Raw genomic sequence first — 25,411 nt, 5'->3', positions numbered from 1 at the left:
ACGGCTTGACCGCTTTCGGGCACGATCCGTGGTGGCTGGTGGTCGGCAAGACCCTGGCCATCTTCGTGTTCCTGATGCTTAACGTGCTGGTGGCGATCCTGCTCGAGCGGAAGATCCTGGGCTGGATGCAGTTGCGGCCCGGCCCCAACCGGGTCGGCCCGTGGGGCACCCTGCAGAGCCTGGCCGACGGAATCAAGCTGGCGCTCAAGGAAAGCATCACTCCCGGCGGCGTCGACTGGTTCGTCTACTTCGCCGCACCGGCCATCTCGGCGATCCCGGCGTTCACCGCGTTCGCGTTCATCCCGTTCGGCCCCGAGGTGTCGGTCTTCGGCCACTGGACACCGTTGCAGCTCACCGACCTTCCGGTCGCGGTGCTGTTCATCCTGGGGCTCTCGGCGATCGGCGTGTACGGCATCGTACTGGGCGGCTGGGCGTCCGGCTCCACCTACCCGCTGCTGGGCGGGGTGCGATCGACCGCCCAGGTCATCTCCTACGAGGTGGCGATGGGGCTGTCGTTCGCCGCGGTGTTCCTCTACGCCGGCTCCATGTCGACGTCGCAGATCGTGGCCAGCCAGGACCGGGTCTGGTACGTCTTCCTGCTGCTCCCGTCGTTCATCATCTACCTGATCTCGATGGTCGGCGAAACCAACCGGGCACCCTTCGACCTGCCCGAGGCCGAAGGCGAGCTGGTCGCCGGCTTCCACACCGAGTACTCGTCGCTGAAGTTCGCGATCTTCATGCTCGCCGAGTACGTCAACATGATGACCGTGTCGTCCCTGGCCACCGTCATGTTCTTCGGCGGCTGGCATGCCCCGTGGCCGCTGAACATGTGGGACGGCGCCAACTCCGGCTGGTGGCCGGTGCTCTGGTTCACCGCCAAGATGTGGACCTTCCTGTTCATCTACTTCTGGCTGCGCGCCAGCCTGCCCCGGTTCCGCTACGACCAGTTCATGTCGCTGGGCTGGAAGTTGCTGATCCCGGTCTCGCTGGTGTGGATCATGATCGCCGCCGTCGTCCGCACCCTGCGCAACCAGGGCTACCAGCATTGGACGGTGGTCCTGGTGATCAGCAGCCTCGTCGTCGGCGCGCTGCTGTTGGCGACGCTGCGCAAACCGTTCAGCGCACCGAGCCCCAGGGCGCGCGCCCGCCAGCGCCGCCAGCAGCTCGAGGAGCGCGGCAGCACCGAACCGGCGTTCCCGGTGCCGCCGCTGCCGCTGAAGAAACTCGAACAGCCGATCGGCGCGAGCAAGGAGAAGGCACGTGGCTAACCCACTCCGGCGTCCGTTGGACGCCCTGGCCGGATTCGGCGTGACATTCAGCTCGATGTTCAAAAAGACCGTCACCGAGGAATATCCGGAGAAGCCGGGCCCGGTGGCGCCGCGCTACCACGGACGCCATCAGCTCAACCGGTACCCCGACGGCCTGGAGAAGTGCATCGGCTGCGAGTTGTGCGCCTGGTCGTGTCCGGCCGACGCGATCTACGTCGAGGGCGCGGACAACACCGAGGAAGCCCGGTACTCCCCGGGCGAACGCTACGGGCGCGTCTATCAGATCAACTACCTACGCTGCATCGGCTGCGGCCTGTGCATCGAGGCCTGCCCCACCCGGGCGCTGACCATGACCAACGACTACGAACTGGCCGACGACAACCGCGCCGACCTGATCTACGAGAAGGACCGGCTGCTGGCGCCGCTGCTGCAGGACATGCTCGCGCCGCCGCACCCGCGGGCCGAGGGCGCCACCGACAAGGACTACTACCTGGGCAACGTGACCGCCCACGGTCTGCGTCAAAGCCAGGACGCCAAATGATCGCCACCCTGGCCGCCAACGTCGCGGCCGACACGCTGGTCCGCACCTCCACCGGTGAAGCGGTGATGTTCTGGGTGCTGGGCACCGCGGCATTGATCGGCGCACTCGGGGTGGTGCTGGCCGTCAACGCGGTCTACTCCGCGATGTTCCTGGCGATGACGATGCTCATCCTGGCGGTGTTCTACATGGCCCAGGACGCGCTGTTCCTCGGCGTCGTCCAAGTCGTCGTCTACACCGGCGCGGTGATGATGCTGTTCCTGTTCGTGCTGATGCTCATCGGCGTCGACTCCGCCGAGTCGCTCAAAGAGACGCTGCACGGCCAGCGGGTCGCCGGTGTGGTGACCGGCATCGGGTTCGGTGTGCTGCTGATCGCCGGGATCGGCAACGTGGCCACCGGCGGCTTCTCCGGGCTGGCTGCCGCGAACGCCAACGGAAACGTCGAAGGCCTTGCGGCGCTGATCTTCTCGCGCTACCTGTGGGCCTTCGAATTGACCAGCGCGCTGTTGATCACCGCGGCGGTCGGGGCGATGATCCTGGCGCACCGGGAGCGTTTCGAGCGCCGCAAGACCCAGCGCGAGCTCGCCGAGGAACGCTTCCGTCCGGGAGGCCACCCGACGCCGCTGCCGAACCCCGGTGTCTACGCCCGGCACAACGCCGTCGATGTGGCCGCGCTGCTGCCCGACGGCTCCTACTCGGAGTTGTCGGTTTCCAAGATCCTGCGCACCCGCGGGGCCGACGGCCTTGCCACCCCCTCCCCCGAAGCCGTGTCCGGCGGCCCCAAAGGCGGTGCGTCATGAACCCGGCCAACTACCTCTACCTCTCGGCCCTGCTGTTCACCATTGGCGCCGCCGGCGTGCTGTTGCGGCGCAACGCGATCGTCATGTTCATGTGTGTGGAGCTGATGCTCAACGCCGTCAACCTGGCGTTCGTCACCTTCGCCCGCATGCACGGCAAGCTCGACGGACAGATGATCGCGTTCTTCACCATGGTTGTCGCGGCCTGCGAGGTCGTGATCGGCCTGGCCATCATCATGACGATTTTCCGTGCCCGCAAATCGGCGTCGGTCGACGACGCGAATCTACTCAAAGGCTAGAAACGCCAAGATGATTCACTACACCTGGCTGCTGGTGGCACTGCCCCTGGCAGGTGCCGCGATCCTGCTGTTCGGCGGTCGGCGCACCGACGCCTTCGGCCACTGGCTGGGCACACTGGCCGCGCTGTCCGCGTTCGGCGTGGGAGCCACGCTGCTAGCCGAGATGCTCGGTCGTGGCGAAGGCGACCGGACCATCGCCCAGACGGTGTACTCCTGGATTCCCGTCGGTGGCCTGCACGTCGACTTCGGCCTGCAGATCGACCAGCTGTCAATGTGTTTCGTGCTGCTGATCTCCGGAGTGGGCTCGCTGATCCACATCTATTCGATCGCCTACATGGCCGAGGACCCGGACCGCCGCCGCTTCTTCGGCTACCTCAATCTGTTCCTGGCCTCGATGCTGCTGCTGGTGGTCGCGGACAACTACGTGCTGCTCTACGTCGGCTGGGAAGGCGTGGGCCTGGCTTCCTACCTGCTGATCGGCTTCTGGTACCACAAGCCGTCGGCGGCCACGGCGGCCAAGAAGGCGTTCGTGATGAACCGGGTCGGCGACGCCGGGTTGGCATTGGCGATGTTCCTGATGTTCGGCACCTTCGGCACGGTGTCCTACAGCGGCGTGTTCGCCGGGGCGCCCGCCGCCAGTCAGGGCGTGCTGAACGCGATGGGTCTGCTGCTGCTGATGGGTGCGTGCGCCAAATCCGCCCAGGTGCCGCTGCAGGCCTGGTTGGGCGACGCCATGGAGGGCCCCACCCCGGTGTCCGCGCTGATCCACGCCGCCACCATGGTGACCGCCGGTGTCTACCTGATCGTGCGGTCCAACCCGGTGTTCAACCTGGCGCCCGGCGCGCAGCTGGCCGTCGTCATCGTCGGCGCGGTGACCCTGATGCTGGGAGCGTTCATCGGCTGCGCCAAGGACGACATCAAGCGGGCCCTGGCCGCCTCCACGATGAGCCAGATCGGCTACATGGTGCTGGCCGCGGGCCTGGGCCCGGCCGGCTACCCCTTCGCGATCATGCACCTGCTCACCCACGGCTTCTTCAAGGCCGGGCTGTTCCTGGGCTCCGGGTCGATCATCCATGCCATGCACGAGGAGCAGGACATGCGCCGCTACGGCGCGCTGCGCAAGGCTCTGCCGATCACCTTCGCCACCTTCGGTCTGGGGTATCTGGCGATCATCGGGGTGTGGCCGTTCGCCGGCTTCTTCTCCAAGGACGCGATCATCGAGGCGGCCCTGGGCGCGGGTGGCACCCGCGGCTACGTGCTCGGCGGGGCCGCGCTGCTGGGTGCGGGCATCACCGCGTTCTACATGACCCGGGTGATGCTGATGACCTTCTTCGGCAAGAAGCGCTGGACGCCGGGGACCCACCCGCACGAGTCGCCGGCGCTGATGACGATGCCGATGATCCTGCTGGCGTTCGGCTCGGTGTTTTCCGGTTTCCTGTTCACCTACGGCGACTCGCTGAAGCACTGGCTGGAACCCGTCGTCGGTGTGCACGAGGAAGCCGCGCACGGCATTCCGGCCGCGGCGGTCAGTGCCGCGGCGCTGGCGGTCGTCCTGGTCGGAGTTGTGGTGGCCTACCGGATGTACGGCGGCAAGGCGGAAATCCCGCGGGTCGCCCCGGCCCGCGTCTCGGTGCTCACGACGGCCGCCCGCGCCGACGCCTACGGCGACGCCTTCAACGAGGAGGTCTTCATGCGCCCCGGTGCGCAACTGACACACGCGCTGGTCGTCGCCGACGACGCCGGTGTGGACGGATCGGTCAACGGACTGGCCGCGCTGGTGGGCCGAACGTCGAATCGCCTGCGCGGCTTTCAGACCGGCTTCGCCCGCAACTATGCGCTGTCGATGCTGCTGGGTGCCGCCGTGGTGGCCGGCGCATTGTTGGCGGTGAACCTGTGGTGAGCGCCCGCGTCGCGACGATGCAGAGCGAAGCGATGAGGAGGAGCGGCGCTCATGACTCGTCGCGACGATGCAGAGCGAAGCGATGAGGAGGAGCGGCGCTCATGACTGATGTTCCCTGGCTGACCGTGCTGTGGCTGCTGCCGCTGGCCGGGTCGGTGCTGGTCATCCTGCTGCCGCCGGGCCAGCGCCAGCTCGCCAAATGGACTGGCGTGGTGGTCAGCGTGCTGACCCTGGCGGTGTCGCTGGTCGTCGGTATCGGTTTCAAACCGGGCGGCAGCAACTACCAATTCGTCGAATCACACCAGTGGATACCGGCTTTCGGCACCGGATACACGTTGGGCGTGGACGGTATCGCGCTCGTCCTGGTGGTGCTCACCACGGTGCTGATCCCGCTGCTGCTTATCGCCGGCTGGAATGACGGTGGCCAGACCAGCCCGCGCGGGGTACACGCCTACGTCGCACTGACGCTGGCTATCGAGTCGATGGTGCTGATCTCGGTGGTCGCCCTCGACGTGCTGCTGTTCTACGTGTTCTTCGAGGCGATGCTGATCCCGATGTACTTCTTGATCGGCGGCTTCGGTCACGGTGCCGGACGTTCGAAGGCAGCGGTGAAGTTCTTGCTGTACAACCTGTTCGGCGGGTTGATCATGCTGGCGGCGGTGATCGGGCTGTACGTGGTGACCGCGCAGCACGGGGGCGGCACCTTCGATTTCCGCGAGATCGTCACCGGCGTGCAGTGGGGCCGCTACAGCGACGTGGATCCCGCGGTGTTCAAGGCCATCTTCCTGGGCTTCATGTTCGCGTTCGCGGTCAAAGCGCCGCTGTGGCCACTGCACCGCTGGCTGCCCGACGCCGCGGTCGAATCCACGCCGGCGACCGCGGTGCTGATCACCGCTGTGATGGACAAGGTCGGCACGTTCGGCATGCTGCGCTACTGCCTGCAGCTGTTCCCTGATGCCTCAACGTATTTCCGGCCGGTGATCGTGGCGCTGGCCATCATCGGGGGTGATCTACGGCGCGATCGTGGCGATCGGCCAGACCGACATGATGCGCCTGATCGCCTACACCTCGATCTCGCACTTCGGGTTCATCATCGCCGGTATCTTCGTGATGACCACGCAGGGCCAGAGCGGCTCGACGCTGTACATGCTCAACCACGGCCTCTCGACGGCGGCGGTGTTCCTGATCGCCGGTTTCCTGGTGTCCCGGCGCGGCAGTCGGTCGATCTCCGACTACGGGGGGCGTGCAGAAGGTGGCCCCGATCTTGGCGGGCACCTTCCTGGTCTCCTGCATGGCCACCCTCTCGCTGCCCGGGCTGGCGCCGTTCGTCAGCGAATTCCTGGTGCTGCTGGGGACTTTCAACCGCTACTGGGTGGCCGCCGCGTTCGGGGTCACCGCGCTGGTGCTGGCCGCGATCTACATGCTCTGGCTCTACCAGCGCGTGATGACCGGCCCGGTGGCGACCGGCAACGAGAAGATCCGCGACCTGGCCGGCCGCGAAATGGTGGTCGTCGCACCGCTTATCGCGCTGCTGCTGGTGCTCGGTGTGTACCCCAAGCCGATCTTGGACGTCATCAACCCGGCGGTCGACCACACCATGCAGACCATCGGCCAACACGATCCCGCACCCACCGTTCCTATGCAGGTACCCCGGACAGCCGAAGGACCGCACCGATGATCCTGCCCTCCCCCAGCATCGAGTACTTCCTGCTGTCCCCGCTGTTCATCGTCTTCGGTGTCGCAGTCGTCGGGGTGGTAGCCGAAGCCTTCCTGCCGCGGCGACTCCGCTACGGCGCTCAGGTGTTCCTGACCCTCACCGGGTTGGTCGCCGCGTTCGTGGCGGTGGTCGTGGTGGCCCGATCGGTTCCGGCCGAGGGCCGGCGCACCGTGATGGGCGCGATGGCCGTCGATCGGGCGGCGCTGTTCCTGCAGGGCACCATTCTGTTGGTTGCGGTGCTGGCGACCATTTTCGTGGCCGAGCGCAGCAAGGTCGCGGTCAAGAAGTCCGCCAAGGTGTTCGCGGGATTGGATTCCTTTACCCCGCAAGCGTCTTCGGTGCCCGGCAGTGACGCCGAGCAAGAGGCGCAGCGCGCCGGGGCCGCCCAGACCGAACTCTTCCCGCTGCTGCTGCTGTCGGTCGGCGGCATGATGGTGTTCCCCGCCTCCAACGATCTGCTGACCATGTTCGTTGCGCTGGAAGTTCTTTCGCTGCCGCTGTACCTGATGTGCGGACTGGCCCGGCACCGCCGGCTGATGTCGCAGGAATCGGCGCTGAAGTATTTTCTGCTGGGCGCCTTCTCGTCGGCGTTCTTCCTCTACGGGGTCGCGTTGCTGTATGGGGCAACCGGCACGCTGACCCTGACCGGTATCCGCGATTCGCTTGCCGCGCAGAGCGATGAGTCGATGGCGTTGGTCGGCGTCGCGCTGCTGTCGGTGGGCCTGCTGTTCAAGGTCGGCGCGGTGCCGTTCCACTCCTGGATTCCCGACGTGTATCAGGGTGCGCCCACCCCGATCACCGGGTTCATGGCGGCGGCCACCAAGGTCGCGGCCTTCGGCGCACTGCTGCGGGTGGTCTACGTGGCGCTGCCTCCCCTGCATCACGACTGGCGCCCGGTGCTGTGGGCTATCTCGATCCTGACCATGCTCGTCGGCACCATCACCGCGGTGAATCAGGTCGACGTCAAACGCATGCTGGCGTATTCGTCGGTGGCCCACGTCGGTTTCATCCTCACCGGTGTGATCGCCGACAGCGCCGAGGGCCTGTCCGGAACGTTGTTCTATCTGGTGGCCTACAGCTTCAGCACGGTGGGCGCGTTCGCGATTGTCGGACTGATCCGCGGTTCCGACGGCGTCGAGGACGCCGAACTGTCGCACTGGGCCGGGCTGGGTCAGCGCTCTCCCATTGTGGGCGTGATGCTTTCGATGTTCTTGCTGGCGTTTGCGGGGATCCCGCTGACGAGCGGGTTCATCAGCAAGTTCGCCGTGTTCCGGGCCGCGGCCCAGGGCGGGGCGGTGCCGCTGGTGATCATCGGTGTGATCTCCAGCGCGATCGCCGCCTACTTCTATGTGCGGGTGATCGTGTCGATGTTCTTCACCGAACCGACCGATACCACGCCGCACGTGGTCGAGCCCGGCGTGCTGAGCAAGGCCGCAATTGCGGTGTGCGCCTTGGTGACTGTGGCGTTGGGCATCTTCCCGCAGCCGGTGCTCGACCTGGCCGCCCAGGCGGCCACCTTACTGCACTGACCCGGCGGGCCCGGTTAGCGGAAGAACCCTGACTGTCCGTCGCCCTGGTTGAAACCACCGCTGCTGTTGGTACCCGAATTCCTGATCCCCGAGCTGCCCGTCCCGGTGTTGTGCACACCCGCGTTGGCGGTCCCGGAGTTGGAGATCCCGGCGCTGCCGTTACCCGAATTGGTGAAGCCGACGTCGGGATTGCCGGAGTCGGTGTTCGAGTTGAAGAAGCCGATGTTGTCGCCGGCGCCGGAGTTGTTGAAGCCGACGTTGCCACCGTTACCCGAGTTCCAGGCTCCCACATTGCTGCCCGCGCCCGAGTTGTAAAAGCCCACCTGTGATTGGCCTTGGGAGTTCATGAAGCCCATGCTGTAGTTGGCCGCGTTCCCATAGCCGGCGTTGCCGTTGCCGGAGTTGAGGAAGCCGGAATCGCCGGTGCCGGTGTTGCCGAAGCCCGAGCTCGTCGCCCCCGCCGGGGTGACGTTGAACGCGTTGCCCAGGCCCGTGACCAGGTTGCCGGAGTTCCAGAAGCCGGTGTTGGTGTTGCCCGAGTTGCCGAAGCCGGTGTTCGTCGCGCCGGTGTTGGCGAATCCGACGTTGCCATAGCCCAGCGAGTATCCGCTGGCGTCCCGCACCTCGGGACCACCGGAGTTGAAGGCGCCCAGGTTGAATCCGCCGGCGTTGGCGAAGCCCCAGTTGTCCACGCCCGAGTTGAAGCTGCCCATATCGCCGATACCGGCGTTCACCAAACCGACGTTCAGCGTGCCGGCGTTGAGGATGCCGAGATTGTAGGTGCCCGGGTTCATCAGCCCCATGTTGTTGGCGCCAGCGTTGCCCAAGCCCATGTTGATTGAGCCGGCGTTGAACGACCCGGAGTTGGTGGTACCCGCATTCCACAGTCCGGTGTCCAGCATGCCGGTGTTACCGATGCCGGTGTCGATGCTGCCCGAGTTGAAGATGCCCCAGCTTCCGTTGCCGGAGTTGAAGATTCCGACGTTTCCGCTACCGGTGTTGAAGAAGCCGACGTTGTTGCTGCCCGAGTTTCCGAAGCCGACATTGCCGCTGCCCGAGTTCAGCCCGCCGAACCCGAACTGGTTGTTGCCGGTCAGCCCGATGCCGAAGTCGTTGTTGCCGGTGTTGCCGAAACCGACGTTGTAGTTGCCGGCGTTGCCGAAGCCGAAGTTACCGGTGCCGTTGTTGCCGAACCCGAGGTTCCATCCGCTGGTGAGCGAGTTCAGCCCGCCGATGCCGATCTGATTGCTGCCGTTGAGGCCGATCCCGATGTCGTTGCTGCCGAGGTTTCCGAAGCCGAAGTTGTTGTTGCCCAGGTTGCCGAACCCGAGATTGCTGTTGCCGAGGTTACCCAGGCCGAAGTTGGAGTTGCCGGCGTTCCCGATGCCGAAGTTGTAGTTGCCCAGATTGCCGAAGCCGACGTTCCCGATGGCCTTGACGTCGATGCTGTAATAGCTGCTTCCGTTGCCGAAACCGATGTTGCTGCTGCCGAAGTTGCCTAGACCGAAGTTCTGGGTGCCGTAGTTGCCCAGACCCAGGTTGAGGTTGCCGAGGTTGCCGCTGCCGAAGTTGTAGCTGCCGGTGTTGCCGGCACCGAGGTTCACGTCACCGGTGTTGCCGTTTCCGAGGTTCAGGTTGCCGATGTTGCCGATGCCCAGGTTCCATGAGCCGATGTTGCCGATTCCGGTGTTGCTGGCGGGGATGGCGGCCGTGGCCGCGCCGGCGAGCTGATTCGGCAGGCTCTCGAGGGCATTGAACCAAGGCACCAAGGCGGAAGCGGCCGCCGATGCCTCACCGTGGTAGCCGACCAGCGCCGCCACATCGGCGGCCCAGAACTCTTCGTAGATGCTCTCGGCGGCCGCGATCGCGGGCGCATTCTGCCCGAACAGATTCGATACAACCAACTGCACGAACGCATTTCGGTTGGCCGCCACCGCGAGAGGATGGATGGTGGCGGCTTGGGCGGACTCGAACGCACTCACCACCGCGTTGGCCGATGCTGCCGCACCGGCGGCGTGGGCGGCGGCCGAACTCAGCCAGCTTGTGTAGGGTGCGGCCGCGGCCGTCATGGCCGCCGCTGCGGGTCCCTGCCAAGCCTGACCGGTCAACCCCGACGTGACACCCGCGAACGACTCTGCAGCCGTTGCCAATTCGTCGGCCAAACCCGACCAGGCGGTCGCGGCCGCGAGCATCGGCTCGGAACCCGCACCGGTGAACATCTGCAGTGAATTGATTTCCGGCGGCAATCCGAAAAAGCTCATGGCTGTGCTCCCTCCAAGCCGGATGACGCCGCCTCCCGTGAGCAGCTCCCGAGCCACACGACCTGCACACCGAACTCTAATGGAATGCCGATTCTCGGGTAGGTCGATTGACAGGCTTTTTCTGGCGCTCAGCAGATCCACAGGTTTACGCGCGACGGTCATGGAAAACGTTGTCGGCGCACCTACTTAGTCATCGCGGCCGGCGTGTCGCCGGTGTGCGGTGGCACCCGCCGCGTCAGCGGGAGATGCCCGCCACGTTGTCGCTGCGGTTGTACGCGCCCGCACTGCCATTGCCCCAGTTCGACAAGCCGCTGCTCTGGTTGCCCGCATTTCCGATTCCGGTACTGACAGTTCCGGAGTTCTCGATGCCGACGGAGCTGAAACCGGTGTTGAACCAGCCGACATTGAAGTTTCCGGCGTTGTTGACACCGACGTTCGACGGCCCCACGTTGTGGAACCCGGACGTGTACAGGCCCGCACCGGTGATGATGTTCTGGAAGCCGGAGGCGTGATCACCGGTGTTGAAGAAACCCGAGCTGCCAAATCCGTTGTTGCCGAAGCCCGACCACGTCACCCCTACCGGGGTGGTGGAGCTACCGATACCGGTGTTCAGGCCTCCGGAGTTCAGCAGGCCGGTGTTGCTGAAACCCGCGTTCGCGTACCCGGTGTTGAAGTAGCCGGAGTTGAAGTCACCGGTATTGACGTTTCCTGCGTTGAAGTTTCCGGTGTTCGACGAACCGGTATTGCCGAATCCCACATTCCCTTGCCCGGCGTTGCCGATGCCCATGTTGAATGTGCCCGAATTGCCGACCCCGAAGTTACCGTAGTCGGCGTTACCGATGCCGGTGTTCAGCGAGCCGGCGTTCCAGAAACCGGTGTTCGTGCTGCCGGCGTTACCGAAGCCGAAGCTGCCGTTGCCGGAGTTGAAGAACCCGACATTGCCGTTGCCGGAGTTGAAGAACCCGATGTTGTTGTTGCCGGAGTTGCCGAACCCGAAGTTGCCGGATCCGGTGTTCAGCGCACCGATCCCGAACTGGTTGTCGCCGGTCAGTCCGAAGCCGACGTTGTTGTTACCGGAGTTGCCGAATCCGAAATTCGCGATGCCCTTGTTCCCGAACCCGACGTTGTTGGAGCCGAGGTTGCCGCTGCCGAGGTTGAATGAGCCGAGGTTGCCGCTGCCGAAGTTGTAGTAACCGCGGTTGCCGTTGCCCAGGTTTCCGCCGCCGTTGTTACCCAACCCGAAGTTGCCGTCGCCCAAGTTGCCACTACCCAGGTTCAGGGTGCCGACGTTTCCGCTGCCGATATTGGTATGTCCGTCGTTGCCGCTGCCCAGGTTGAAGAAGCCCTGGTTGCCGCTGCCGATGTTCAGGTTGCCGATATTGCCACTGCCGATGTTCGCGTTCCCGGCGTTGCCGCTGCCGAAGTTCAAGTCGCCGAGGTTTCCCCCTCCCAGATTCCAGGAGCCGAGATTGCCCCACCCGGTGTTGATGTCGGGCACGGTCACCGGCGTCGGCGCAGACACCGCGGAGACGATCGGTGCCAGCGGTCCGAGATCGAGCAGGAACGCCGGCCTGGCGGCGGGACCGAAGATGCCCGCCTGGTGATCGCCCTGGTTGAAGAAACCGGCGCTGTAAGCGCCCGAGTTGCCGACGCCTGAGCTGAAGTCGCCGGAGTTCGAGATGCCCGAGGACGCAAAGCCGGAATTCCAGAAGCCGACGCTGTTGGTGCCGGTATTGCCGATCCCCACGCTGGTAAAGCCCGAGTTATTGAAGCCAACGGCATAGGTGTTGGTGTTGTTGAGGCCCGAAATCTGGCCCAACCCGAGATTCGTGTCGGAGTTGTGGTAGCCGGACGAGTCGTTTGCCGAGTTGTAGAAGCCGGAGCTTCCGGTGCCGGTGTTCCCGACCCCGGAGGAGGTGACGCCGGTGGGCGTCGTGGAACTGCCGATGCCGGTGTTCAGGTCGCCCGAGTTGAGCAGGCCCGTATTGGTGTCATCGGCGTTGCCGAAGCCGGTATTGACCGAACCCGCGTTCGAGAAGCCCGTGTTGATGTCACCAGAGTTGAAAAATCCGGTGTTGTCCTGGCCCGCGTTACCCGAGCCCATGTTGAAGGTGCCGGCGTTGCCCGAACCCACGTTGGCATTACCCGCGTTGCCGACGCCGAAATTCCGTGTGCCGGAGTCGCCGAAGCCGGTATTAGTGACGCCCCCGTTCCAGAACCCGGTGTTGGTGTCTCCGCCGTTGGCGAACCCGAAGTTGCCATTGCCGGAGTTGAAGAAACCGACGTTGCCGTCACCGGAGTTGAAGAACCCGATGTTGTTGTTTCCCGAGTTGCCGAAACCGAAGTTGCCGATTCCTGAATTCAGCGCGCCGATGCCGAACTGATTGTCGCCGGTGAGTCCGAAGCCGATGTTGTTGTTGCCGGTGTTACCGAATCCGAAGTTGAAGTTCCCTTTGTTGCCGAAACCGACGTTGTTGGAGCCGAGATTCCCGCTACCCAGGTTGTAGGCGCCGGCGTTGCCGCTGCCGAAATTCGTGCCACTTGCGAAATTGACCGGGTGGGAGGTGTTGCCGAACCCGAAGTTGCCGTTGCCGATGTTGCCTAAACCGACATTGCCGCTGCCGTCGTTGCCCAGGCCTAGGTTCAGGTTGCCCAGGTTCCCCAGCCCGAAGTTGATCGAACCATAGTTGCCGAAGCCGAAGTTGCTGTTCCCGTAATTTCCGAAGCCGAAGTTGGTGGCGCCGGTGTTCCCGCTACCGAAATTGACGTTGCCGGCGTTGCCGTTGCCGATGTTGAAATCCCCGATATTGCCGCCACCGAAGTTCCATGAGCCGATATTGCCCAGCCCCGTGTTGACGTCGGGAATGACGGCCGCAGCATTCGACGCCGCCGCGGCAGCTACCTGACCCAGCACCGGCAACTTCTGCAGCGCCGAACCCCACGACTGCAACGCCGCGACGGCCGCCGACGCCCCGCCGTGATAGCCCACCAGCGCGGCCACATCCGCGGCCCAGAACTGCTCGTAGATACTCTCCGCGGCCGCGATCGCCGGTGCGTTCTGCCCGAACAGGTTGGAAACCACCAACTGCACGAACGCATTCCGGTTCGCCGCGACGGCCACCGGATGGATGACCGCCGCCTGGGCCGCCTCGAACGCGCTGACCACAGCCTGCGCCGACGCCGCGGCGTCCAACGCCCGCGTCGCAGCAGCCGAAAGCCAGCCGGCGTAGGGCGCCGCCGCGGCTGACATCTCCGTCGCGGCAGCACCCTGCCAGGCCTGCCCGGTGAGCCCGGTGGTCACCGACGCGAACGTCTGCGCTGCCGTCGACAATTCTTCGGCCAAACCATTCCAGGCCGCGGCCGCCTGCAGTAGCGGCGCGGACCCCGCACCGGCGAACATCCGCAACGAATTGATCTCCGGCGGCAGTCCGAAGAAACTCACCGGGCCATCCCCTTCCCCGAGAACCACAGCCCCCCAGTAACGGCAAGACCCTGTCGCTCAAGATATTAGGGCCGGCGATTCGCCATTTCCGGGGAATCAGCGAAACCGCGTGCGAATTGAGTCAGATCAACTCAGAAAGGGCCGCGTCGCCACCACGTAGATCGCCAAGACCGCCAGTGGAGCCACCAACGGCAACCACGGCACCTGCAGCGGAAACGACGTCGCCACCAGGCCGACGAACGTAAACCCCACAGCGGCAACGGTCGTCGGCCAGGAAGCCGTTGCGTGTCGACTCACCAGGTACGCCGCCGCGCAAAGTCCGGACAGCGCGACCAGGATGTGCGAGACGTCAAAGAGCACAATCACCAGCACCGTCAGCAGCACCGCACCAGTCGCAGCGAAGCGGTACACCGTTCCCAGCCCCACCATCAGCCCTGCCGCTGCCGCGACCACCAGGGCGGCCCCGTGCGACTCGAACGCAGCCAACCCGACCATCGCCAGTCCGGGCGCGGTCGACAGTGCGTTGCGTGCGAGGGCCGGCATCTCAGCGCCGTCCACGCAGCTGCCCACCACGGCGACGATCGGGCAACGTTCCCATCGACTGTTCCAGCGCTCGGTCGGCAGGCCAGGACAGCACGTCGACCCCGACGGTCGCCATATCCCGGTACATCGCGGACCGTTGCAGCGTCCACATCCGCAGCAGCAACGGGTCGTGCTCACCTTGGAACGGAGCGGTGTCGAGGACGTCGACGGCGACCACCACGTGACCGCGCCTACGCAAATCGATTAGTGCCAAGGCGAATTCGGTGTCGAGCAACGTGGAGAACGCAATGACGATCGCACCGGCCGGGACGGCGGCGCGCGGCGCCAGCGTGCCGGTGGCGTTGTCGACCTGCTCGCCGGCTTCCAGCACCGTGTCGAGCACCCGGTAGAACTGGCGCTGCCCGATGTCGGCGCCCAGCCAGCGCGGGCGATTGCCACCCAGAGCGACGATCCCGGCCCGGTCGCCGTGCCGCAGCGCGGTCTGCACCACCTGCGCCGCGCCGCGCACCACGCGTTCGGTGGCCGCTGTCGCCGGACCCTCCGGCTGCTGATACCTGTCGATCAGCACCACGACGTCGGCGGCGCGATCGGTGAGTCGCTGGGTCACGTGCAGCCGGCCGCGGCGTGCGCTCACCGGCCAGTTCACCGCGCGCAGTTGGTCACCCGGAATGTAGGGACGAATGTCGGCGTATTCCACGCCCGGACCGACGTAGCGGGTGAGGTGGGCGCCCAACCGGTCGAGCAAGTCGATCTGCGGTATGGAAGTGGACTGCGGTGGCGTCAAGGGAAAGACGATGAGGTGAGCGGCGTCGACCGTCCCGGTACCCTGCAGCAGCCCACCGCGGGCGAGAACGTCGACCCGGACCCTGATGGGATAACGTCCCCAGCGATCGGCGACCGCGGTCACCGCTTTCGCGTCGCCGCCTTGCACTTCGAGTTGCATCGGAGCGGGCGCAGAGACGGTGAGTTCGATCATGGCATCGTCGGAATCGATTGTCGCCCATACTCTTAACGTCGATATCTCGTCTTCGAAGCAGCGCTGCAGGTCCGGTTCGGCATGCACGCGAACCGCCGGGGCGGGCCGTTGCCAACCGAGCGAACACAACACCCCGAGCAACGGGGCGGCGAATGCGATCAGCTGCCAGCGGCCGGCCATCACCGCGGCGGCCAGCGCAACTCCGGCGCAGGTTGCGATCGCCAGCGTCAATCGTGCCGCGCGCCAGCGGAACTGCACCTCCGCTTCGCTCACCCGGGCGCCGGCCTGCCATGGGCACGGGGAACCGGCAAGCGTCGCAACAGTTCTCCAAGTACATCGGCACCCTGGATTTTGCGCACCCACATCTCTGGTCGCAACGTGATGCGGTGTGCGACCGCGGCGATCGCGAGTGCCTTCACATCCTCGGGAATCACATAGTCGCGGCCCAGCAACAGGGCGCGGGCGCGGGCGAGTTGCACCAGGTCGAGTTCGGCTCGCGGGCTGGCCCCGACGGCCACCTGCGGATGGTGCCGGGTGGCGGTGGCCAACGACACCACGTAATGCAGCACGTCCTGGTGAACAGTGACGTGCTCGACCGATTCGCGCATGGCCAGCAGGTCGTGCGCATCGACCACCTGGTTGACCGTCGGTTCGGCCGAGCCGCGATCCAGCCGCCGGCGCAGCATCGCGGTCTCGTCCTGTTCGGACAGATAGCGCAGTTCCAGGCGGATGGCGAATCGGTCCAGCTGCGCCTCGGGCAACGGATAGGTGCCCTCGTACTCGATCGGGTTGTCAGTGGCCAACACGATGAAAGGGGTTGGCAAACGGTGAGTTTGGCCGTCGATACTCACCTGCCCCCTCGGCCATCGCCTCGAGCAGCGCGGCCTGCGTCTTGGGAGGCGTGCGGTTGATCTCGTCGGCCAGCAGCAGATTGGTGAAGATCGGTCCACGACGGAACTCGAACCGGCCGGATTGCATGTCGTAGATGGTCGAGCCCAGCAGATCGGCCGGCAACAGGTCTGGGGTGAACTGCACCCGGGTGAATTCCAGGCCCAATGCCGAGGCGAAAGACCTTGCTATCAGCGTCTTACCGAGCCCGGGGAGATCTTCGATCAGCACGTGACCCCGCGCCAGCACCGCCGTCAGGATCAGCGTCAACGCCGAACGTTTGCCCACCACGAGGCGTTCGATCTCGTACAGTACCGCTTCGCAATTGGCAGTGGTCTGGCCCGCCGGCATGGTGGCCGGCGTACTCATGCCTGCTCCGCATTCATACCTGCTCCAACCTTCGCAGAATCTCCTCGAGTGCCGCCCGGCCCGGCCCGGGGTGCTGGCGGTTACCCGGATGCCCGATGTCGTTGGGATTCACCCATACCCACAACTGCGGCCCGAAGAGCATCTCACCGGTTGCGGCATAAGCAGCCGGGTCCTTGGCCCGCCGTTGGCCGGTCGCCAATTCGAAACGACGGGCCAACATTGGCCGCAGGTGCCGGTCCCAGTCCGCGCGAGTGGACTCCGACCAGTGGATCGTGGTCTCGGTGCTGGCTACCCAGCGACGCAGAGCGTCGCCCGAATCGTCGGCACTCTCGTCGTCCGGAGGATCGTTGGGGCTCCCCAGCAGTTTGCGAATGTTGAGCAACACCAGAGCCACACCTACACCGGACGCGGCGAGCACCAGAGTGCGGTTCTGCATCAACAGCGCCAGCAGCTCGATACCGACCACGAGCAAAACGCCAAGCGCAACAAGCTTCCTCATCGCATGGCCGATCGCGGCGCTATTTCGGCAAGAACCAGCTCGAGCACATGTACCGCCGTTTCGCGGTGCTCCTCACCCATGACGTGCGGACTGAACCGCGCCTCCTCGAACAGGCTCACCAACTGGATGGCGTTATCAGCTTGCAGTGCTTGGTGTTTGACGGCACGGGCCAGCACTTCGGTGGGAGTGTCGAAGTCCTGTGGGGCCGCGCCGGGCACGTTGGCCAGCTCACGTTCCATCGCCGCGTAACACGCGATGATGGCAGCGCGAGGGTCGCGGCTGAGATCGGCCATCTCGGCCAACCCGACTTCGGCTGCACGCGCAAGCGATTCGGCGGCGGCTTCGGGCGACTGTGGGATGTCGCGGTCGGGGGCTGGTGGCGTTGTCGCGACGGGTGTACGGCGTCGGGCGGCAAAGATCCCGCCGACGAACATCATTAGCAACAGCGGAGCTGTGACGAGCAGGACGCCGAGGATGTCGCCGGTGTTCTGGCGTGGGGCCGGCGGGCGAGGCGGCTGCGCGTTGCCCGCTCCGGGCGGGGTGGCATTGGTGTCGGGTTGCGGTGCGTCGAGCGCGATATCGGGCGGGGTGAATGATCGGGACAGCAGCAGCGCGATCACCAGCCAGGCCACTACCACCCCGACCGCAATCACGATCACGCGCCAACTCGGCCGACCGGCGCCGCCGCCCAGCATTTCCGGCAGCGCACCGGCGCTGGACGCCACCGCGCGCGGATCTCGCAGTCGGACAATGATCGAGAACGCCAACAGAGCCAGAGTGGCAGCGAGGGCCGCGGCGAGGATCATCAGCGCGGCCGGGCTGCCGCCCGATTCTCTCAAGCGCGATCCGTGGTGGGCCGGCAGGTAGCCGCGCAGGGCCGCGGCCACCAGAATCAGCAGGGCGATCACCGCGATGACACGCGCGGTGGGCTTGTCGACTCGCCCCATAGCCGAAGGCTAGCCCCGGGGTGGGGCGTTGTCACAGCACTTTGTCGCGCAATCGTGTATAGTCGAACATATGTGCGAATCGCTTGACTTAGCGGGGTTGCCGGCGGAAGCCGGTGAGGCCGAGTTGATCGCGCGGATCACCGAGCTCGAGCAGATCAAATGCGCCGCGGCGGCCGGGCAGGCCCGCGCGGCGGCGGCCCTGGATGCCGCGCGGCGCGCTACCGAGGCGGCCGCCGGGGTGCCCGCGGGCAAGCGGGGCCGCGGGGTGGCCAGCGAGGTCGCCCTGGCCCGCCACGACTCCCCGAACCGCGGCGGTCGCCACCTCGGGTTCGCCAAAGCCCTGGTCCACGAAATGCCCCACACCCTGGCCGCCCTGGAATCCGGGGCGCTCTCGGAATGGCGCGCGACGTTGATCGTGCGCGAATCAGCTTGCCTGGACCTCGAAGATCGACGCAGGCTCGACGCCGAGCTGTGCGCTGACGCGGCGGCGTTGGCCGGCATGGGTGATCGGCGCATCACCGCCGCCGCAAAGACGATTGCTTACCGTCTGGACCCGCACGCGGTCGTCGATCGCGCTGCTAAAGCGGTCGAGGAGCGCACGGTCACCACCCGGCCGGCCCCGGACATGATGACCTGGATCAGCGCACTACTGCCGGTAGCCCAGGGTGTGGGCGTCTACGCGGCGCTGCGCCGCGCCGCCGACACCACCTTCGACGGCCGCTCACGTGGGCAGGTGATGGCCGACACTTTGGTTGAGCGCGTCACCGGCACCCCCGCCAGCGCAACGGCACCGGTGACGGTCAACCTGGTGATCTCCGATCAGGCGCTGCTCGGCGACGACACCGCGCCGGCCGTCCTCGAGGGCTACGGACCCATCCCCGCCGCAGTGGCCCGCAACATGGTGACCAGCGCGGTGGCCGACCGGAAGTCCAAGGCGACGCTGCGCCGGCTCTATGCCAGTCCTGCCACCGGCGCCCTGGTCGCCCTGGAATCGCGGTCCCGCACCTTCCCGCGCGGCCTGGCCGACTTCATCGGCCTGCGCGACCAAACCTGCCGCACCCCCTACTGCGACGCCCCCATCCGCCACCGCGACCACGCCCAACCCTGCAAGCGCGGCGGACCCACCACCGCCACCAACGGCCTGGGACTGTGCGAACACTGCAATTACCTCAAAGAGTCACCCGGCTGGGCCGTCATCACCCATGACGAAAACGGCACCCACACCGCCGAATACGCGACGCCGACCGGTGCGCGGTACCAATCGTCCGCGCCACCGATCTATCCGAAATTCGATATCAGCGAAATCGAAACAGCCATCAGCATCACGCTGACCGACCGCCATGCCGCCTAATGCGCGGTCACACCGCGAACGGGGTGAAGCTGCCGTCGAGCACCTGATGGTGACCGATGGTGCGCCCGGTCACCACGCTGGGGTCGACGCGCGCCAATTGCACAGCGGCTTGGGCGAATTCCTCGGCGGAGCTTTCCTCGTCGAAGCCGTGGGCATAGTAGGACAGGCCGGGCGTCATGATCGGCTTGGACGGCGCCAGCGCATTCACCGCGATGTTGTGGTCGGCGAGGTCGAATGCGGCGCACTGCGTGAGGTGCTCCAGTGCGGCCTTGGATCCGCCGTAGCCGGGCAGCACCCCGGCACTGCGGTCGGGGTAGGGCCCATTGCCCGGCATCCGCGAGGCGATCGAGGTGATGTTGACGATCGAGCCGCCGCCCGCGGTGATCATGTCGGGGGCGACCAGTTGCATCAGCTCGTAGGCGGCGAAGATCGAGATCTCGAAGTGCCGGCGGTAGGCCGCGAGCGGGGTGCTGACGAAACCGGGCCAGCCGGGTTTGCTTTCGGTCGACTTCGGCGCCTTCGGTCGCGGCGTGGCCCCCGGACGCCCCGGCGCGGTGAAGGCGGCATTGTTCACCAGAATCGAGATGGGCCCCAACGCATTCCGCGCCTCCGCGACAAGTCGGCCGATATCCTCACGGTCGGTCAGGTCCGCCCGCACCGCGATCGCCCGGCCTCCCGCGGACTCGATCTCGGCGACGGTTTCGCCGATGGTTCCGGGCAGCCGGTCGTCCCAGACTGCTTCGGTACGCCCGACGACGGCCACCGCCTCGCCGTCGGCGGCCAGCGCCAGCGCGATCGCCCGCCCGAGGCCGCGGCTGGCGCCGGTGACGATCGCGGTCATCGGTTGACCCCGTGCACCACGATCGCGGTGGTCTGCTCCACCCAGGTGTCGTCCAATTCCGGATACAACAGCATCCGCAGCATGGTGGAGCCACCTATCAATTCGATGAGCCGGCCGGGATCGACATCGGGATGGGCTTCCCCGCGCTCGATGGCTTCGCGCAGTCGCACCCGGACCGCTTCGAAAAGACCTTCAAAGCGTGCCATCACCCTGGCGTTCAGTTCCGGGTCGGCGGTCATGTCCGCCATGAGGCCGGGCAGCGCGGCACGCACCACCGGGGTGGTGAAGATGTCCCGCGTGGCTTCGAACATCAATCGAATGTCGGCGGCGAAATCACCGGCCGGCGTGGTCAGCGCGGTCGGCGCCACCGGGAAGGCGGCTTCGTGAACCAACTCCGCCTTGCTCGACCACCGTCGGTACAGCGCCGACTTGGTGGTCCCGGCCCGTTCGGCGACGGCGGCCAGACTGAGGTTCGAATAGCCGATCTGCACAAGCAGTTCGGCGGTTGCTGCCAAGATGGCCGAGTCGATGCGGGGATCTCGGGGCCGCCCGGCGCCGGGGGCCTTGTCAAGGGATGGCAGGTCTGCTTTCATAACGCTACCTACCGTATCGTAATTATCTCGCGAAGGAATACCCGTGGCCAATGAACCGGCGGTCGAAGATGTCGGCCGTATGCAACGCTCGAGCCGCGATACCACCACCGTTCCGGAGTTGATGTCGCAGTGGTTATCGACCGTGCTGCCCGAGAGGCCCGAGATTACCGTAGAAAGCGGCGTGGACTCGACCGGCATGTCGTCGGAGACCATCATCCTGACGGCGCGCTTCGCCGGCACCGCGCAGAAGCTCGTGGCCAGGGTGGCCCCCACCGCCCAGGACGTCCCGGTCTTCCCGACCTACCGACTCGACCACCAATTCGAGGTGATCCGCCAAGTCGGCGAACTCACCGACGTTCCAGTGCCGCGGGTGCGCTGGATCGAGAACACCGGTGACGTGCTGGGTGCGCCGTTCTTCTTGATGGACTACATCGACGGCGAAGTACCGCCCGACGTGATGCCCTACACGTTCGGCGGCAACTGGTTCGCCGACGCCCCGGTCGAACAACAGCGCAGGCTGCAGGACGCGTCGGTGAAAGTGCTGGCGACGCTGCACTCGATCCCGCACGCCGACAAGACATTTGGTTTCCTCACCGCCAAACTGACCGGCGACACCGCCCTGCGCAAGCACCTCAGCTGGGTGAAATCCTGGTACGACTTCGCCGTCCCCGACATCGGCCGATCACCCTTGGTGGAGCGCAGTTTCGAATGGCTGCAAGCCAATTGGCCCGACGCGGCCGACGCACGCGAGCCGGTGCTGCTGTGGGGGGACGCCCGGGTGGGCAACGTGCTGTACCGGAACTTCGAACCGGTGGCGGTGCTGGACTGGGAGATGGTGTCGCTGGGCCCGCGCGAACTCGACGTCGCCTGGATGATCTTCGCGCACAAGGTTTTCGAGGAACTCGCCGGCCTCGCCGGACTACCCGGGCTACCCCAGGTGATGCGCGAGGAAGACGTGCGCGACACCTATCGGCAACTCACCGGCGTGCAACTCGACGACCTGCACTGGTTCTATGTGTATTCCGGGATCATGTGGGCCTGCGTCTTCATGCGCACCGGAGCCCGGCGCGTCCATTTCGGCGAGGCCGAGAAACCCGAGGACGTCGAGTCGCTCTTCTACCATGCCGGACTGATGAAACGCCTTATCGGAGAGGAAAGTTAATGCTCGGACCACTCGACGAGTATCCGGTCCACCAGGTGCCGCAGCCGATCGCCTGGCCCGGCTCCTCCGACCGCAACTTCTACGACCGCTCCTATTTCAACGCCCATGACCGCACCGGCGACATCTTCGTGATCTCCGGCATCGGCTACTACCCCAATCTCGGAGTCAAGGACGCGTTTCTGCTCGTCCGGCGCGGTGACACGCAGACCGCCGTGCACCTGTCCGACGCCATCGACCAGGACCGGCTCAACCAGCATGTGAACAGCTACCGGGTCGAGGTCATCGAACCGCTGCGCAAGTTGCGCATCGTGCTCGACGAAACCGAGGGCATTGCAGCCGATCTCACCTGGCAAGGACTGTTCGACGTCGTCCAGGAGCAACCGCACATCCTGCGCGCGGGAAACCGGATGACCCTCCACGCACAGCGGTTCGCCCAGCTGGGCAGCTGGAGCGGGCACCTCGCGATCGACGGGCAGGACATCGCCGTCGACCCCGCCGTGTGGATCGGCAGCCGGGACCGATCCTGGGGCATCCGCCCGATCGGGGAGCCCGAGCCCGCCGGCCGTCCCGCCGACCCCCCGTTCGAGGGCATGTGGTGGCTGTACGTACCGATGGCGTTCGACGAGTTCGCAATCGTGCTGATCATCCAGGAGGAGCCCAACGGGTTCCGCTCGCTCAACGACTGCACCCGGGTGTGGCGGGACGGCCGAGTCGAGCAGCTGGGTTGGCCGCGGGTCAAGATCCACTACCGCTCCGGCACCCGGATTCCGACCGGGGCGACGATCGACGCGACGACTCCGGACGGCACGCCGGTGCACTTGGACGTCGAGTCCAAACTGCCGGTGCCGATCCACGTCGGCGGCGGCTACGGCGGCGACTCGGACTGGCTGCACGGGGTGTGGAAGGGCGAGAAGTTCGTCGAACGGCTCACCTACGACATGACCGACGCCGCCATCGTCGCCCGGTCCGGATTCGGCGTCATCGACCACGTCGGGCGCGCGGTGTGCCGGGACGGCGACGGGAAACCGGTGCAAGGCTGGGGACTTTATGAGCACGGCGCGCTGGGCCGCCACGACCCGTCCGGCTTCGCCGACTGGTTGACGGTTGCGCCGTAAATCCGGTCCGGATGCGGTTCACTGTAGGGCGTGACAAACGCCTCGTGGGACGTCGACGTTGTCGTGGTGGGCGCGGGCTTCGCCGGTCTGACCGCCGCCCGTGAGCTGACCCAGCAGGGTCACGACGTCCTGGTCTTCGAGGGCCGCGACCGGGTCGGGGGCCGCTCGTTCACCGGCAATGTCGCGGGACTACCCGTCGACCTGGGCGGGTCGTTCGTGGGCCCCACCCAGGACGCCGTGCTGGCGCTGGCCGCTGAATTGGGCGTACCCACCACCCCCACCTATCACGACGGCAAGAACGTGATCTTCTGGCGCGGCGCCGCTCGCGCCTACAGCGGCACCATTCCTCGGCTGTCGCTGGTGGGCCTGCTCGACATCGGCCGGCTGCAATGGCAGTTCGAACGGCTCGCCCGCAGCATTCCGATTTCGGCGCCGTGGGACGCCAAGCGGGCCAGGCAGCTGGACGACATCTCACTGGCTCAGTGGCTTGCCATGGCGCGGGCCACCAAGTCCTCCCTGGATCTGATGGCGATCATGTCCCGGGTCACCTGGGGGTGCGAGCCCGACGAGGTGTCAATGCTGCACGCCGCCCGCTACGTGCGCGCCGCCGGCGGCCTGGACCGGCTGCTCGACGTCGAAAACGGCGCGCAACAGGACCTGATCCCGGGCGGTACCCAGCAGATCGCCGATCGGGCGGCGGCCGAGCTCGGCGACCGCGTGGTGCTGGACGCCCCGGTCCACCGCATCCGACGGCACGGATCGGGCGTGACGGTGAGCACCGATCGGGGTGAAGCCGAGGCGGGATTCGTCATCGTCGCGATCCCGCCCGCCCACCGGGCCGATATCGAGTTCGATCCCCCGCTGCCACCCGAATACGCCGAGCTGGCCCGGCAGTGGCCGCAGGGCCGGCTGAGCAAGGCGTATGCGGCCTACGAGACGCCGTTCTGGCGCGCCGACGGTCTGTCGGGACAGGCGCTGTTGGACCGGGGACCGGTGTTCATCACCTTCGACGTCAGCCCGCACGACGACGGGCCGGGGATTCTGCTGGGTTTCGTCGATGCCCGCGCTTTCGACTCGCTGCCGAGTGACCAACGGCGCCGCGACGCGCTGCGCTGCTTCGCCTCGGTGTACGGCGAAGCAGCGCTCAAGCCGTTGGACTATACCGACTTCCGTTGGGGTACAGAGGAATTCGCGCCGGGCGGTCCGACCGCCGCGGTACCGCCGGGGTCGTGGACGAAATACGGTCGGCTGCTGCGCACGGCGGTCGGGCCCATTCACTGGGCCGGCACCGAGACCGCCGACGAGTGGACCGGGTACTTCGACGGCGCCGTCAGATCCGGCCGGCGCGCCGCCGCCGAGGTCGCCGCCGTGCTATGAGCTGATCCGCCGCAGCTCGTGGCGCGCCAGCGCGGATTCAGCGAGGGCGCGCAACTGAGCGTTCACCGCGGCCGGCTGTTCCAGCATCGAGCAGTGCCCGCCGGGCAGCTCGACCAGATCGACGACGTTGGGTGCGGTACGGGCGATCTTGCGGGACTGGCCGATCGGCGTCAGGCGGTCGCGTTCGCTGCCGATGACCAGGGTCGGCACCGTCAGGCCCGCCAGGCTCAGGTGCCGCGACCCCACCTCGCCCACCAGCATCCGGGCGCAGCCCCCGCGCCCAGCCGGTGACGTCTGCGCGAACATCTCGTAGACCAGTTTGACCACGTCGGGATGCGCCTCGGCGCCGGTCGCCATCAGCGCCACCAGGTAGCGGGCCGGGATCCGCACGGCGTTGGGCAGCGGGACTCCGCCGACCGCGCTGATCAGCGTCCGCCCGGCCATGACCCGGGCCGGTGACAGGCCGCGTGGCACCGAGAGGAACCGGATTTTGCGCAGCAGATCGCCACTGGCCGTGTTGATCAGCGCCACGGCATCGGCGCGGCGAGCGACCTTGTGCCCGTAGCGCTGCGACCACGCCTGGATGGTCATCCCGCCCATCGAGTGCCCGGCGATCACCGCGCGCTCGTGCGGCGCGAGCGTCGCCTCCAGCACGCAATCGAGGTCGGAGGCAAGGTGATTGAGGCTGTAGCCACCGCGGCGCGGGAGTCCACTGCGACCGTGGCCACGGTGGTCGAACGCGATGACCCGGAAGTCGGTGGACAACTCTTCGATCTGGTAGGCCCAGGCGCGGATGGCGCACACGAAGCCGTGGGTCAAAACGATGGGGTAGCCGTCTGCCGGTCCGAATACCTCGGCGTGCAGGGGCGTACCGTCCGCCGCGCGGACCGTCAGGGCGCGGCCCGCCGGTAAAGCACGGGTGGCCTGTCGAGCATTCATTGCCGCTCCCCACTTGGACGCGGCACCGTTGCCGCCCTCCAGATGCGCACGATTTTACCT

19 protein-coding genes and 2 pseudogenes are annotated in these 25,411 nt (G+C 66.3%); 11 read left to right on the top strand and 10 right to left on the bottom strand.

Annotated features, from left to right (window positions below; translation table 11 throughout):
• Positions 1 to 5: 5 nt before the first annotated feature.
• The 7 genes and pseudogenes from nuoH to nuoN all read left to right on the top strand — a co-directional run bounded on the left by nuoH (position 6) and on the right by nuoN (position 8,048).
• On the top strand, positions 6 to 1,268 hold the full coding sequence (gene nuoH / locus L6444_RS07270) for an NADH-quinone oxidoreductase subunit NuoH (RefSeq protein WP_236983892.1): 1,263 nt from the start codon (positions 6 to 8) through the stop codon (positions 1,266 to 1,268).
• A complete protein-coding gene (gene nuoI / locus L6444_RS07265) occupies positions 1,261 to 1,809 on the top strand; it encodes an NADH-quinone oxidoreductase subunit NuoI (RefSeq protein ID WP_255731146.1) in 549 nt (182 codons plus the stop codon). The genes nuoH and nuoI overlap by 8 nt, the downstream gene beginning before the upstream one ends.
• Complete coding sequence (locus tag L6444_RS07260) at positions 1,806 to 2,606, top strand: NADH-quinone oxidoreductase subunit J (RefSeq protein WP_370653093.1); 801 nt, start codon at positions 1,806 to 1,808, stop codon at positions 2,604 to 2,606. The genes nuoI and L6444_RS07260 overlap by 4 nt, the downstream gene beginning before the upstream one ends.
• Positions 2,603 to 2,902, top strand: a complete 300-nt coding sequence (gene nuoK / locus L6444_RS07255) for an NADH-quinone oxidoreductase subunit NuoK (protein WP_205876874.1) — start codon at positions 2,603 to 2,605, stop codon at positions 2,900 to 2,902. The genes L6444_RS07260 and nuoK overlap by 4 nt, the downstream gene beginning before the upstream one ends.
• Before the next feature lie 10 nt (positions 2,903 to 2,912).
• Positions 2,913 to 4,802 carry an NADH-quinone oxidoreductase subunit L gene (nuoL, locus tag L6444_RS07250; protein ID WP_236981511.1) on the top strand — a complete coding sequence of 630 codons (1,890 nt, stop codon included), beginning with the start codon at positions 2,913 to 2,915 and terminating at the stop codon, positions 4,800 to 4,802.
• Between the two features lie 101 nt (positions 4,803 to 4,903).
• A pseudogene (locus tag L6444_RS07245) lies at positions 4,904 to 6,480 on the top strand (NADH-quinone oxidoreductase subunit M).
• A complete protein-coding gene (nuoN, locus tag L6444_RS07240; protein WP_236981510.1) occupies positions 6,477 to 8,048 on the top strand; it encodes an NADH-quinone oxidoreductase subunit NuoN in 1,572 nt (523 codons plus the stop codon). Before L6444_RS07245 ends, nuoN begins: the two are co-directional and overlap by 4 nt.
• A gap of 14 nt (positions 8,049 to 8,062) precedes the next feature.
• Here the strand turns inward: nuoN and L6444_RS07235 are convergent, their stop codons facing one another.
• The 7 genes and pseudogenes from L6444_RS07235 to L6444_RS07205 all read right to left on the bottom strand — a co-directional run bounded on the left by L6444_RS07235 (position 8,063) and on the right by L6444_RS07205 (position 17,973).
• The gene (locus L6444_RS07235) at positions 8,063 to 10,309 is read right to left on the bottom strand and encodes a PPE family protein (RefSeq protein ID WP_236981509.1); all 2,247 of its coding nucleotides are present in this window, start codon (positions 10,307 to 10,309) and stop codon (positions 8,063 to 8,065) included.
• 235 nt (positions 10,310 to 10,544) lie between these two features.
• Positions 10,545 to 13,751: a PPE family protein gene (locus L6444_RS07230; protein WP_236981508.1), complete on the bottom strand. Its 3,207-nt coding sequence runs from the start codon at positions 13,749 to 13,751 to the stop codon at positions 10,545 to 10,547.
• Between the two features lie 126 nt (positions 13,752 to 13,877).
• Positions 13,878 to 14,294: a hypothetical protein gene (locus tag L6444_RS07225; protein WP_236981507.1), complete on the bottom strand. Its 417-nt coding sequence runs from the start codon at positions 14,292 to 14,294 to the stop codon at positions 13,878 to 13,880.
• Between the two features lies 1 nt (position 14,295).
• Entirely contained in the window at positions 14,296 to 15,543 is a 1,248-nt protein-coding gene (locus L6444_RS07220; protein WP_236981506.1) for a DUF58 domain-containing protein, read from the bottom strand.
• Positions 15,540 to 16,509 (bottom strand): annotated as a pseudogene (locus tag L6444_RS07215) (AAA family ATPase). The gene L6444_RS07220 and the pseudogene L6444_RS07215 overlap by 4 nt, the downstream one beginning before the upstream one ends.
• A 31-nt stretch (positions 16,510 to 16,540) precedes the next feature.
• The gene (locus L6444_RS07210) at positions 16,541 to 17,026 is read right to left on the bottom strand and encodes a hypothetical protein (protein WP_236981505.1); all 486 of its coding nucleotides are present in this window, start codon (positions 17,024 to 17,026) and stop codon (positions 16,541 to 16,543) included.
• Entirely contained in the window at positions 17,023 to 17,973 is a 951-nt protein-coding gene (locus tag L6444_RS07205; RefSeq protein ID WP_236981504.1) for a DUF4129 domain-containing protein, read from the bottom strand. Before L6444_RS07205 ends, L6444_RS07210 begins: the two co-directional genes overlap by 4 nt.
• 70 nt (positions 17,974 to 18,043) lie before the next feature.
• On the opposite strand from L6444_RS07205, the gene L6444_RS07200 reads away from it, so the two are divergent.
• Positions 18,044 to 19,324 (top strand): HNH endonuclease, encoded by a 1,281-nt coding sequence (locus L6444_RS07200; RefSeq protein ID WP_236981503.1) that lies wholly within the window; start codon positions 18,044 to 18,046, stop codon positions 19,322 to 19,324.
• A 7-nt stretch (positions 19,325 to 19,331) separates the two neighbouring features.
• Here L6444_RS07200 and L6444_RS07195 read toward each other — a convergent pair whose 3' ends face one another.
• A complete protein-coding gene (locus tag L6444_RS07195) occupies positions 19,332 to 20,165 on the bottom strand; it encodes an SDR family NAD(P)-dependent oxidoreductase (RefSeq protein ID WP_236981502.1) in 834 nt (277 codons plus the stop codon).
• Complete coding sequence (locus L6444_RS07190) at positions 20,162 to 20,758, bottom strand: TetR/AcrR family transcriptional regulator (RefSeq protein ID WP_236981501.1); 597 nt, start codon at positions 20,756 to 20,758, stop codon at positions 20,162 to 20,164. Before L6444_RS07190 ends, L6444_RS07195 begins: the two co-directional genes overlap by 4 nt.
• 43 nt (positions 20,759 to 20,801) lie before the next feature.
• Between L6444_RS07190 and L6444_RS07185 the strand changes: the two genes are divergently transcribed.
• Genes L6444_RS07185 through L6444_RS07175 form a run of 3 tightly spaced genes read left to right on the top strand, consistent with a single transcriptional unit; the run spans position 20,802 to position 24,412 of the window.
• Positions 20,802 to 21,920 carry a phosphotransferase family protein gene (locus L6444_RS07185; protein WP_236981500.1) on the top strand — a complete coding sequence of 373 codons (1,119 nt, stop codon included), beginning with the start codon at positions 20,802 to 20,804 and terminating at the stop codon, positions 21,918 to 21,920.
• Positions 21,920 to 23,035, top strand: a complete 1,116-nt coding sequence (locus tag L6444_RS07180) for a hypothetical protein (RefSeq protein ID WP_236981499.1) — start codon at positions 21,920 to 21,922, stop codon at positions 23,033 to 23,035. Before L6444_RS07185 ends, L6444_RS07180 begins: the two co-directional genes overlap by 1 nt.
• Before the next feature lie 30 nt (positions 23,036 to 23,065).
• Positions 23,066 to 24,412 (top strand): flavin monoamine oxidase family protein, encoded by a 1,347-nt coding sequence (locus L6444_RS07175; protein ID WP_236981498.1) that lies wholly within the window; start codon positions 23,066 to 23,068, stop codon positions 24,410 to 24,412.
• Here the strand turns inward: L6444_RS07175 and L6444_RS07170 are convergent.
• A complete protein-coding gene (locus L6444_RS07170; RefSeq protein ID WP_236981497.1) occupies positions 24,407 to 25,351 on the bottom strand; it encodes an alpha/beta fold hydrolase in 945 nt (314 codons plus the stop codon). The two genes, L6444_RS07175 and L6444_RS07170, sit on opposite strands and share 6 nt — an antisense overlap.
• Positions 25,352 to 25,411: the final 60 nt, after the last annotated feature.

This window comes from Mycobacterium kiyosense (genome assembly GCA_021654635.1).
GTDB classification, from domain to species: Bacteria; Actinomycetota; Actinomycetes; order Mycobacteriales; family Mycobacteriaceae; genus Mycobacterium; species Mycobacterium kiyosense.
Note: the sequence above shows the minus strand (reverse complement) of the source record. Positions and strands in the feature narration are given on the sequence as shown.